This window comes from Pseudomonas sp. AGC41 (genome assembly GCF_057334555.1).
Genome location: NZ_JBHFJB010000045.1, coordinates 13,808 through 24,952, shown reverse-complemented (window position 1 = coordinate 24,952; position 11,145 = coordinate 13,808). Strand labels below are relative to the sequence as shown.

Genomic DNA, 11,145 nt, shown 5'->3' with positions numbered 1-11,145 from the left:
GTGTTTGCCCTGGCCTTGGCTGTGGCGATCATCCCGCCGCTGTTCATGGGCGCAGTCTGGTTCGACTGGATCTACCGGGCGCTGGTCCTGCTGGTGGTCGCCTGCCCGTGTGCGCTGGTGATCTCCACTCCGGTGACCATCGTCAGCGGCCTTGCCGCCGCAGCGCGCAAAGGCATCCTGGTCAAGGGTGGCGTGTATCTGGAGGGCGGTTACAAGCTCGATTACCTGGCCTTGGACAAGACCGGCACGATCACCCACGGCAAACCGGTGCAGACCGATTACCTGGCACTCGACCCGAGCGTGGAAACCACCGCACCGGCCCTGGCCGCCAGCCTCGCGGCGCGCTCGGACCATCCGGTGTCCCAGGCGATTGCCCATGCGGCTGTGGATAAACAACTGGCGCAGCAGGTTGTGGATAACTTCGCGGCGCTTGCCGGGCGCGGCGTTCGCGGCGACATCGACGGCCAGACCTATCACCTGGGCAACCATCGCCTCGTGGAAGACCTGGGCCTGTGCTCTCCCGAGCTGGAAGCGAAACTCTTCGCCTTGGAAAAACAAGGCAAGTCCGTCGTGCTGCTGCTCGACAGCACCAAGCCCCTGGCGCTGTTCGCCGTGGCTGATACCGTCAAGGAATCCAGCCGCGAAGCGATCCGGCAACTGCATGACCTGGGCATCAAGACGCTGATGCTGACCGGCGACAACGCCCACACCGCCGAGGCGATTGCCGCGCAGGTAGGCATGGACCGGGCCCACGGCGACCTGTTGCCCGAGGATAAACTGCAAGTCATCGAGAAGCTGTATGCCCAAGGTCACCGGGTCGGCATGGTGGGCGACGGCATCAACGACGCCCCGGCCCTGGCCCGCTCGGAAATCGGCTTCGCCATGGCGGCGGCCGGCACCGACACCGCCATCGAGACCGCTGACGTAGCCCTGATGGACGACGACCTGCGCAAGATTCCCGTGTTCATCCGGCTGTCGCGGCAGACGTCGAGCATCCTCAAGCAGAACATCGCCCTGGCGTTGGTGATCAAGGCGATTTTCCTTGGGGTTACCTTCGCCGGGTTCGCCACCATGTGGATGGCGGTGTTTGCCGACATGGGGGTGAGCTTGCTGGTGGTGTTCAATGGGTTGCGGTTGTTGCGCAAGTAAAGATTCGGAGCTCGCGAAAGCGATGGGTCAGCTTGCATTGATGTTGGATATGCCGCAGCCATCGCGAGCAGGCTCGCTCCCACACTGGTCTTGAATGGACATGAAATCCATGTCAGTCCCCGAATCCCCTGTGGGAGCGAGCCTGCTCGCGAAAGCGGTGGATCAGCCTGCATTGATGTTGAATGTGCCGCATCTGTGTCAGTCGCGCTTGGGCTCGCGGATCTTGTACCAGGCCACATACAGCGCCGGCAGGAACAGCAGCGTCAGCAGCGTGGCGACGATGATCCCGCCGATCATCGCGTAGGCCATCGGCCCCCAGAACACTTCCCGGGCGATCGGGATCATCCCCAGGCTCGCCGCCGCCGTCAACAGGATCGGCCGGCGCCGGTGCTCGGTCGCTTCCACCACCGCATCCCAGGGTTCGTAGCCGTCACGTTCGTATTCGTCGATCTGGGTCACCAGGATCACCGAGTTGCGGATGATGATGCCGATCAGCGCAAGGATCCCGAGGATCGCCACAAAGCCCATGGGCGTGCCCGTCGGCACCAGCGCCAGGACCACGCCGATCAAGCCCAGGGGCGCGACACTGGCCACCAGGAACAATTTCTGCACGCTGTGCAACTGGATCATCAGGAACGTCGCCATCAGGAACAACATCAACGGCACCACGCTGGCGATCGGCCCCTGGGCCTTGCTGCTTTCCTCCACCGTGCCGCCGGTAGCGACCTTGTAGCCTACCGGCAATTTGGCGGCGAACTTGTCGATGTCCGGTTGCAGTTGCCGCACCAGGTCGGTCGGCTGGATTTCATCGCGCACGGCAGCCTTGATGGTGATGGTCGGCTTGCGGTCGCGGCGCCACACCAACGGTTGCTCCAGTTCGTAGCGCACCGTGGCAAAGGCCAGCAGCGGAATGGACGTCCCGCTCGGGGTAACGATCTGCAGGTTCTGCAAGGTTTCCGGCGAACCGCGCTCGGCGTCTTCGGCACGACCCACTACATCGATCAGGTAGATATCGTCGTTGACCTGGGTCACCGGCGAGCCGCTGACGATGCTGTTCATCAGCCGGGCCACGTCATCCGAAGACAACCCCAGTTGCCGCGCCTTGTCCTGGGCGATGTCGATGCGCAGCACTTTGCCCGGCTCGTTCCAGTCGTAGATGATCTCGCCAATGTGCGAGTTCTTGTCCAGTTCGGTGGCAAGCTCGATGGCATGCTTGCGCACCTGGTCGATGTCCTTGCCGCTGACCCGGTACTGGATCGGCCGACCGACCGGCGGGCCCATTTCCAGCGCCTGCACATAGCTGCCGATGCCGACGAAATCTTCGCGCAGGCGCTTTTGCAGGCGTTCACTGAGGGCCGCACGCGACTCCAGGTCCTTGCTGACGATCACCAGTTGCGCGTAGTACGGGTTCTGCAGCTGCTGATCCAGCGGCAGGTAGAAGCGAATCGCGCCTTCGCCGATGTAAGTGCTCCAGCGCGCGATGTCCGGGTCGCCCTTGAGCGTAGCTTCCAGGCGATCGACCGCCCTGCGCGTCTCGTCCATCGAGGCGTTTTGCGGCAGGTTGAGGTCCACCAGGATTTCCGGGCGGTCCGAGGACGGGAAGAACTGGTTCTGCACGAAGCGCATGCTGAATACCGCCAGCGCAAACAGCAGCACCGTGATGCCGATCGCCCACCAGCGATTGCGCATCGCCCATAGCAGGCCACCATTGAACGCCCGTCCGACCCGTCCCGGCTCATTGCTGTGAGGCTTCACGTTGGCGCTGAGAATGTGCACGCCGATCACCGGGGCGAACAGCACCGCGACGATCCAGGACACCAGCATCGCCACGGCAATGACCGCGAACAGGGTGAAGGTGTATTCGCCAGCCGAACTGGCATTGAGGCCGATGGGCACAAAACCGGCCACGGTCACCAGGGTCCCGGTGAGCATTGGAAAAGCGGTCGAGGTGTAGGCAAACGTCGCGGCCTGATCCTTGGAATCGCCTTTTTCCAGGCGCGTGACCATCATTTCCACGGTGATCATGGCATCGTCCACCAACAGGCCAAGGGCAATGATCAATGCACCGAGGGAAATCCGCTGCATGGTGATGCCGCTGTACTCCATGAATACGAACACCATCGCCAGCACCAGCGGGATCGAACAGGCCACCACCAACCCGGCCCGAATGCCGAGGCTGATGAAGCTGACCACCAGGACGATGATTACCGCCTCGAACAAGGCGCTGGTGAAGCCGCCGACGGCTTCCTCCACTACTTCGGCCTGGTCCGACACCGTGTGCACGTCGACACCCACCGGCAGATCCGCAGTCAGCTCGTCCATGCGCGCATGCAGCGCCTTGCCGAACTCCTGGATGTTGCCGCCCTTCTTCATGGCGATGGCAAGACCGATCGCCGGCGTGCCGTTGAAACGGAACATCGGCGTGGCGGGGTCGACGTAGCCACGACGGATGTCGGCGATATCGGCGAGGCGATAGAAGCGATCGTTGAGTCGCAGGTTGACGTTAGCCAGATCCTTCTCCGATTGGAACTGGCCGGACGTGCGCACGGAAATCCGCTCCGGCCCGGCGTCGATCACCCCGGCCGGCGTCACGGCATTCTGCGATTGCAGGCTCTGCACCACCTGGCGCTGGTCGATGCCCAGGGCGGCGAGTTTGCGCGTGGAGAAATTCAGGTACAGCACTTCGTCCTGCTCGCCGACCATTTCCACCTTGCCCAGGCCGGGCACGTCGCGGATCTCGGCGCGCACCTGTTCGACATAGTCGCGCAACTGGCGCATGGACAGGCCGTCGCCGGTAAAGGCATACACGGAGCCATAGACATCACCGAACTCGTCGTTGAACCCCGGCCCCTGCAGGCCCTGGGGAAATTCGCCGCGGATGTCGTCGATTTTCTTGCGCACCTGGTACCAGATCTGCGGGATTGCCTCCGCGCCGGTGGTATCACGCAGGTACACGAACACCGTCGACTCCCCCGGCCGGGTATAGCTTTTGACGTAGTCGAGGGAATCGAGCTCCTCGAGTTTTTTTTCGATGCGGTCGGTGACCTGCTTGAGGGTCTCCTCCTGGGTCGCGCCGGGCCAGCGGGTCTGGATGACCATGGTCTTGATGGTGAACGACGGGTCTTCCTCGCGGCCCAGGTTCATGTAAGAGAACACGCCCATCAGCAATGCGACGAACATCAGGTACCACACAAAAGACTGATGCCGCAGGGCCCACTCGGATAAGTTGAAAGGCCCTTTCATCGTGCGTCCTCGTCGAGTTTCACTTTTTGCCCCGGCTGGAGACTGTTCACCCCGGCGCTGACCACGCGGTCGCCGGGCTTGATGCCGTTGGCGACCAGCACCGAACCGGCCGATCGCTCGATAATCTGTACTTCTCGTGGCGAAACTGTCTGGCTCTGCGGATCGATCAGCCAGATACGCGCCTTGCCATCAACCTCCTGCAATGCGCTGAGCGGCAGCTCGATACGCGGTTCGATGGCCGAGCTCAGGGTTACGCTGATGGCGGTGCCGAGGCGAAAGCCTGGCGGTGTATCGGTCAGAGTCAGACGCGCGCGGCGCGTGCGGGTGGCGCTTTGCGCCTGGGGCTCGATCTCGCGCACGATGGCCGTGGTGCGGGTCGCCGGGTCGAGTTGCGCGGCGACTTCGAACACCACATCCTCGGGCAGGCGCTCGGCCAGCCCGGCGGGCAAGTCGATCACCGCTTCCTTGACGTCCGGGCGGGCCAGCGTCACCACTTGCTGGCCGGCGGTCACCACCTGCCCCGCCTCGGCCGTCCAGGCGGTGACGACCGCGTCATGGTCGGTACGCAGTTCACTGTAGTTGAGCTGGTCGCGGGCCTGTTCCACCGTGGCCCTGGCCTGTTCCAGGGTGGCGGCGGTGGTCTTCAGGTCGGTCTGGGCGATGTCCAGTTGCGCCTGGGCCCCGACGCCACGGTCGAACAATTGCTGCTGGCGACGGGCATTGGCCTGGGCATTGATGTACTGCGCCTCGATCCGCGCGAGGTCGCCCTGGGCGGCACGCAACTGGTTCTGCTGGTCGGTGGGGTCGAGGGTTGCGAGCAGGTCGCCCTTCTTCACTTCCGCGCCGACATCGACGTTGCGACTGGCGATGCGCCCCGGCACACGAAAACCCACGTTGGTCTCGTAACGCGCCTGGATATTCCCGGCGAAGCGTCCCAGAGCCTGCTGGTCCAAGGCCCGGACCTCAATGGACAACACCGGCCGCACCGGCTCCGGCGGTGCTTCCTCTTTCGAGCAGGCGGCCAGCAGCAGGCCGGCCGCGACCATCCACAGGCGCATCATGGCTGGGCTCCTGGCGGGTTTTTCCCATAGTTGTTTTCGGCGATCTCGACGCGCATGCCCGGATGAAGCAATTGCCCGCCGGCAATGATGACTTTTTCGCCGCCCTTGAGCCCGTCGCTGACGACGACCTTGCCGGTCAGGTAGCGGCTGACGGTGACGTTGTGCAATTGCGCCTTGCCCTCGCCGTCCACCAGCCACACGGCCGGATTACTGAGATTCTTGGTCAGTGCCGACCAGGGCAGCTCCACGGCGGTTTTTCCTGCGGATTTGGCGGTGGCGCTAACCACCGAACCCAGGCGCATGCCTTCGGGCAAGTCGTTGAGCGTGACCTTGACCTGCACGGTGCCGGTCTCGGCGGACACCGCCGGGGTGATCTCGCGCACCGTACCGGTGGTCTTGATGGCAGGGTTGTCGAGCAGGCTGATGACAATGTCCGGGGCCGATGGCGGCTCGCTCAGCAGCGACTCGTAGATGTTGAACACGGCGTCGCGCTCGCCGTCCCGGGCCAGGCTGAAGATCGGCTCCGTGGCCTGGACCACTTGGCCCACTTCGGCCTGGCGCGCGGTGATGATGCCCGGCGCCTCGGCGATCAGCGCGGTGTAGCTCAGCTGTTCGCGGGCATTGGCCAGTTGCGCCTGGGCCGCCGTCAGCGCGCTCTGGCTACTGCGCAGTTGCGCCTGGGCCGCGTCGTATTCGCTCTGGCTGGTGTAGCCCTTGGGCAAGAGCTTCTGCTGGCGCACAAAAGCCGCCGCACTCTGCTTGACCCGCGCCTGTTCGGCGGCCACCTGGGCTTCGGCGGAATCGACGTTGGTCTGCAGGTCCCGTGGATCGAGCCGGGCCAGCACTTGCCGGGCCGAGACCCGGTCGCCGACGTCGACTTTACGCTCGATGATCTTGCCGCCGACGCGAAACGACAGGTCGGTCTGCACGCGAGCCTGGACATCGCCGGTAAGCGTCACCGAGGCGGCGTATTCGGAGGATATGGCCTGCTGCACAAAAACCCGTGGCAAGGCTTTTTCTTCGGGCTTCTTGTCACCGCACCCCGTCAACACCGCACACACGCCCAAGCCAACAATCAATTTGATTCCGGGACCAGCCATGCAGACTCCTTTGCGTTGTACGGACGTACCAGTGACGATACGACTGTGAGCTTAGAACAGGGTTCACCGAATGCACAGCAATCGGGCAGACTCGTCTGTGACATCCATGTACAAAGGGAATTCGCATGCTTACGACCCTGGCGGTGGCCAACTACAGGTCCATCAACAAGCTGGTCATCCCGCTGGGCAGGCTGAACCTGATCACCGGACCCAACGGCAGCGGCAAATCGAACCTGTATCGCGCCCTGCGCTTGCTGGCGGAGACGGCGCAGGGCGGCGTGGTCAACGCCCTGGCCCGTGAAGGCGGACTGGACTCGACGTTCTGGGCCGGTCCGGAAGAGATCAGCCGACGCATGCGTAACGGCGAAGTACCTGTCCAGGGCATCGTACGCCAGGGCAGCAAGCGCCTGCGTCTTGGATTCGCCGGTGAAGACTTCAGTTACTCGATCGCCCTGGGCTTGCCCGAACCCAGTCGTTCGGCGTTTGCACTGGACCCTGAAATCAAGCGCGAATGCATCTGGGCCGGGCCGGTGTTCAGGCCTGCCAGGCTGCTGGTGGACCGCAACGGGCCGATGATTCGCGCCCGCGAAAGCCGTTCCTGGGAGGTATTGGCCCAACACACCCCGACCTTCGACAGCCTGTTCGATCAGGTCGGCAGCCTGCGCGCTTCGCCGGAGGTCTTGCAGATGCGCGAGTTCATTCGTCGCTGGCGCTTCTATGACCACTTTCGCAGCGATGCCGACGCCCCGGCGCGCCAGCCGCAACTGGGCACGCGCACCCCGGTGTTGCACCACGATGGACGTGACCTCGCCGCCGCGCTGGAAACGATTCTGGAGATCGGCGACTTCGAAGCCCTGCACGCGGCCATTGGCGATGCGTTTCCCGGGGCTCGACTGCACATCGACAAACTGCAGGGCGGACGTTTCGCCATCGCCTTTCAGCAACATGGCTTGCTGCGACCGTTGTCGGCGGCTGAGCTGTCCGATGGAACCCTGCGCTACCTGCTGCTGGTAGCCGCCCTGCTCACGCCGCGCCCGCCTTCGCTGATGGTGCTCAACGAACCGGAAACCAGCCTGCACCCGGATCTGTTGCCCGCCCTGGCGCGCTTGATCATCCGCGCTTCGGCCAATTGCCAAGTCTGGGTCGTCTCCCATGCCACACGCCTGATCGCCGCGCTGGAGCAGGATGAAAACTGCAATTGCATCGTGCTGGAAAAAGACTTGGGACAGACCGCAATCGTCGGACAGCGGATGCTGGATGAGCCGGCATGGCATTGGCCTGAATAAGTAGTGACTGACAAACCGCTTTCGCAAGCGGGCTCGCTCCCACAGGATTCCCATATGGCCACAGAACTGTGTCCACTGAAGATCCATTGTGGGAGCGAGCTTGCTCGCGATGGCGATCGGAAGATTTACCCGAAAATCAGCGGCTCACCCCTGCCACTTGCCACCCTCGACAATCACGCTCTCAGGCTTGGTGTCGTCGCTCAATTCCTTGCGCACGTATTGGTCGTATAGCTTGAGCAGGTACTTCTCTTCACCCAGCTTCGCCAGTTCGGCGTTGACCCAGTCACGCAGTTCGATATTGCCCTTCTTCACCGCCGGGGCAATCGGCGCTTCGGCACCCAGTTTCTCCTCCAGCACGCGATAGCCGGGGTTTTGCTTGGCCCAGCTGAACAGCACCAGATTGTCCTGCGCATACGCATCGCCTCGACCGTTGGCAAGTGCCTGCAAGGATTCGGAATTTTTCTCGAACTTGAGCAGCTTCCAGTCCGGATGATTCCTGGTCAGCCAGATATCCGCCGTGGTGCCGGTGGTGACGATGGTGGTGCGGGTCGCCAGGTCATCAAGGGTTTTCACTTCGCTGGCTTGCGGCACCAGCGCCTGCACCGCGACTTTCAGGTTCGGATTGGTGAAATCCACCGCTTCCTTGCGCTCTGGAGTGACGGTCATGTTGGCCAGAATCAGGTCGACCTTGTCACTTTGCAGGAACGGAATCCGGCTCGCCGGCTCGACTGCAACGAATTCGACCTTGTTTTCGTCGCCAAGCAAGTCCTTGGCAAATCGACGGCCGATGTCCGTATCGAAGCCGACATAACGTCCCGCCTCATCGACGAAGCCAAACGGCGGCTTATCGGTGAAGACCCCGACGATCAGCTTGTCCCGCGCCTTGATCTTTTCCAGATAGCTGGCCGGTGCGGTGCCTTGGCTGGCGGCATTGGGCTTCGGCGGTTCTTCGGTTTTGTTGCAGCCGGCCAGCAAGAGGCCAGTGAGCAGCGGCAATAGCAGCAGAGAAGACTTGGCAGTTTTCATGACAGTTGCAGTTCCTTTGTTTGAGTCGATTGAGGTAGTGCGGCGACGTAGGAGAACTTCTCCAGGAACTGCTGCGCTCGTGCGGTTTGCGGGTTCGTAAAGAAAATCCCGGGAGGGTTCTGTTCAAGGATCCGTCCGGCATCCATGAACACGATGCGGTCAGCCACGGCGCGGGCGAAGGCCATTTCGTGGGTGACGATTAACAGCGTCATGCCTTCGCGGGCCAGGCCCTGGATGACTTCCAGCACTTCCTTGACCATTTCCGGGTCGAGGGCGGCAGTAACTTCGTCGAACAGCATGACTTCAGGGTTCATGCACAGCGAGCGAACGATGGCGATGCGTTGTTGCTGACCACCGGAGAGCTGGCGTGGGAAAGCATCGCGTTTGTCCAACAGGCCCACACGGGCCAACAAGGCTTCGGCCTGGGCGCGCGCTTCACCGCGGTCACGCTTTTGCACTTTGACCGGGCCGAGCAGCAGGTTATCGAGCACGCTCATGTGCGGGAACAGATGGTAGCTCTGGAACACCATGCCGATCCGTTGCCGTATCTCGCGCCAATCGGTGCCTTTGTCCAGCAACTCACGACCGGACAATTTGAGGCTGCCGCTGTGGGCCACTTCCAGCCCGTTGAGACACCGCAACAGGGTACTTTTGCCGCAACCGCTGGGGCCGAGGATGACGATCACTTCCCCGACCTGCACTTGCAGGTCAATGCCGTCCAGTACCTGCTGTTCGCCGAAAAATTTGTTGAAGCCCTTGAATTCGATCAGTGCGCTCATGCTTGCGTCCAGCGCCGCTCCAGCACGCGGGAGGCGGCCGAGAGCGGGTAGCAGATGAAAAAGAAAAACAGGAACAATGCGCCGTAGATCAGCACCGATTCGTAGGTCCGCTCGATGATCTGCTGACCGACCTTGATCACGTCCACCACGCCGATCAGCACCGCCAGGGAGCTGGTCTTGATGATGCGCGTGTAGACGTTGATGGTCGGCGGCGTCATGCGTCTCAGGGCTTGCGGCAACAGCACATGGCCGTAGAGTTGCGTACCGTTCAGGCCAATCGACAGTCCCGCCTCGCGTTGGCCCCGCGGCAACGAATGCAAGGCGCCGCGCACCACCTCGCCGACCTCGCTGGAACCCCACAGCGACAGCACCAGGACCGCGCACCAGAAACTTGGAATGCTCAGGCCGAAAAAAATCGGCAAGCCGAAAAACAGCAGGTACAACCAGACCAGCACCGGGATTGCTCGGAACAGCTCCAGGTAGACTCGCAGGACTGCGTCCAGCCACTTCACCCCCAGCGTACGCAACACGCCGTAAAGCACGCCGCCAACGGTGCTGAAGGCGATGCCCAGGAAAGAGATCGACAAGGTCTGCGCGGCGCCCTTGCCCAGTTGCGGCAACGACACCCACAACAACTCAAGACCCGAACTGGCCATGCTGGAGCCTCCTTTCCAGACGGCTGAGCAGCAGCGACAGCGGCAAGAACAGCAGCACGCAGATCAACGTCAGCACGGCGAGCATTTCGTAAGTCTTGTAGTAGAGCGCGATGTAGCTTTTGGTCGTGTAGAGAATCTCCGGCACCGCCACGGCCGAGACCACGGTCGTCTCCTTCAGCAGGAAAATGAAGTTGGCGAACAGCGACGGCAGGCTGAGAATCCCGGCCTGCGGCAGGATCACGTAGCGCAGCAATTGCCCGTGGGACAGGCCGATGGAGCGACCGGATTCCAATTGCGCCTGCGGCACCGCGTCCACGCCCGCACGCAGCACTTCCGTGAGGTAGGCACCGCCCAGGAACGTCATGGTGATAATCGCTGCGGCAAACCCCGAAACCTTGATACCCAGCGCCGGCAAAGCGAAATAGACGAAGAACAATTGAATCAACAGCGGCGTATTGCGCGCCAACTCCACATACAGCCCGACCAGCCGTTGCAGGTAAGGCGTGCGCGACACCAGGATCGTCGCGTTCAACAGCGCCACCAGCAGCGAGGTGACGATGGCGACAAGGCCAACCTGCAGCGTCACGCCCACGGCCTTGAGAAACGCCGGGAGGGTGCTGAGGATAAAAGCGTAATCGAAGTTCATTGGACATCCTGGACGCCGCTCGATAAGCGGCGGTAGCGCGGTCCTTGGGCAGCGGGTAGCTGCTCGGCAAGCGCTGACTTTAAAGGTATAAGAATTGGAATTTAAATACCGTTAAAGCATATCGATATCACCCGAAAAACTATTCCTGGTCGATTGGCGGCGTGAAACCGCTTTTGATCTTGTGGCGGGGGGGCTTGCT

The 11,145-nt window shown here is 62.2% G+C and carries 9 protein-coding genes; 2 read left to right on the top strand and 7 right to left on the bottom strand.

Annotated elements, in window-relative coordinates:
- Nucleotides 1-1,149, top strand: a 1,149-nt coding sequence (locus ACE04F_RS08745) for a heavy metal translocating P-type ATPase (protein WP_486105924.1), incomplete at its 5' end; no start/stop codon positions are given.
- 198 nt (nt 1,150-1,347) lie between these two features.
- Here the strand turns inward: ACE04F_RS08745 and ACE04F_RS08740 are convergent.
- The 3 genes from ACE04F_RS08740 to ACE04F_RS08730 are packed head-to-tail and all read right to left on the bottom strand — an operon-like array spanning nt 1,348 to nt 6,553.
- Nucleotides 1,348-4,392 (bottom strand): efflux RND transporter permease subunit, encoded by a 3,045-nt coding sequence (locus ACE04F_RS08740; protein WP_486105922.1) that lies wholly within the window; start codon nt 4,390-4,392, stop codon nt 1,348-1,350.
- Nucleotides 4,389-5,453 carry an efflux RND transporter periplasmic adaptor subunit gene (locus ACE04F_RS08735; RefSeq protein WP_486105921.1) on the bottom strand — a complete coding sequence of 355 codons (1,065 nt, stop codon included), beginning with the start codon at nt 5,451-5,453 and terminating at the stop codon, nt 4,389-4,391. The genes ACE04F_RS08740 and ACE04F_RS08735 overlap by 4 nt, the downstream gene beginning before the upstream one ends.
- Nucleotides 5,450-6,553: an efflux RND transporter periplasmic adaptor subunit gene (locus ACE04F_RS08730; RefSeq protein ID WP_486105919.1), complete on the bottom strand. Its 1,104-nt coding sequence runs from the start codon at nt 6,551-6,553 to the stop codon at nt 5,450-5,452. Before ACE04F_RS08730 ends, ACE04F_RS08735 begins: the two co-directional genes overlap by 4 nt.
- A gap of 125 nt (nt 6,554-6,678) precedes the next feature.
- Between ACE04F_RS08730 and ACE04F_RS08725 the strand changes: the two genes are divergently transcribed.
- Nucleotides 6,679-7,839: an AAA family ATPase gene (locus ACE04F_RS08725; protein WP_486105917.1), complete on the top strand. Its 1,161-nt coding sequence runs from the start codon at nt 6,679-6,681 to the stop codon at nt 7,837-7,839.
- A gap of 144 nt (nt 7,840-7,983) precedes the next feature.
- Here the strand turns inward: ACE04F_RS08725 and ACE04F_RS08720 are convergent, their stop codons facing one another.
- The 4 genes from ACE04F_RS08720 to ACE04F_RS08705 are packed head-to-tail and all read right to left on the bottom strand — an operon-like array spanning nt 7,984 to nt 10,946.
- Nucleotides 7,984-8,865 carry a transporter substrate-binding domain-containing protein gene (locus ACE04F_RS08720; RefSeq protein ID WP_486105915.1) on the bottom strand — a complete coding sequence of 294 codons (882 nt, stop codon included), beginning with the start codon at nt 8,863-8,865 and terminating at the stop codon, nt 7,984-7,986.
- Complete coding sequence (locus tag ACE04F_RS08715; RefSeq protein ID WP_486105913.1) at nt 8,862-9,644, bottom strand: amino acid ABC transporter ATP-binding protein; 783 nt, start codon at nt 9,642-9,644, stop codon at nt 8,862-8,864. Before ACE04F_RS08715 ends, ACE04F_RS08720 begins: the two co-directional genes overlap by 4 nt.
- The gene (locus tag ACE04F_RS08710) at nt 9,641-10,300 is read right to left on the bottom strand and encodes an amino acid ABC transporter permease (RefSeq protein ID WP_486105911.1); all 660 of its coding nucleotides are present in this window, start codon (nt 10,298-10,300) and stop codon (nt 9,641-9,643) included. Before ACE04F_RS08710 ends, ACE04F_RS08715 begins: the two co-directional genes overlap by 4 nt.
- On the bottom strand, nt 10,281-10,946 hold the full coding sequence (locus ACE04F_RS08705; RefSeq protein ID WP_434626602.1) for an amino acid ABC transporter permease: 666 nt from the start codon (nt 10,944-10,946) through the stop codon (nt 10,281-10,283). The genes ACE04F_RS08710 and ACE04F_RS08705 overlap by 20 nt, the downstream gene beginning before the upstream one ends.
- Nucleotides 10,947-11,145: the final 199 nt, after the last annotated feature.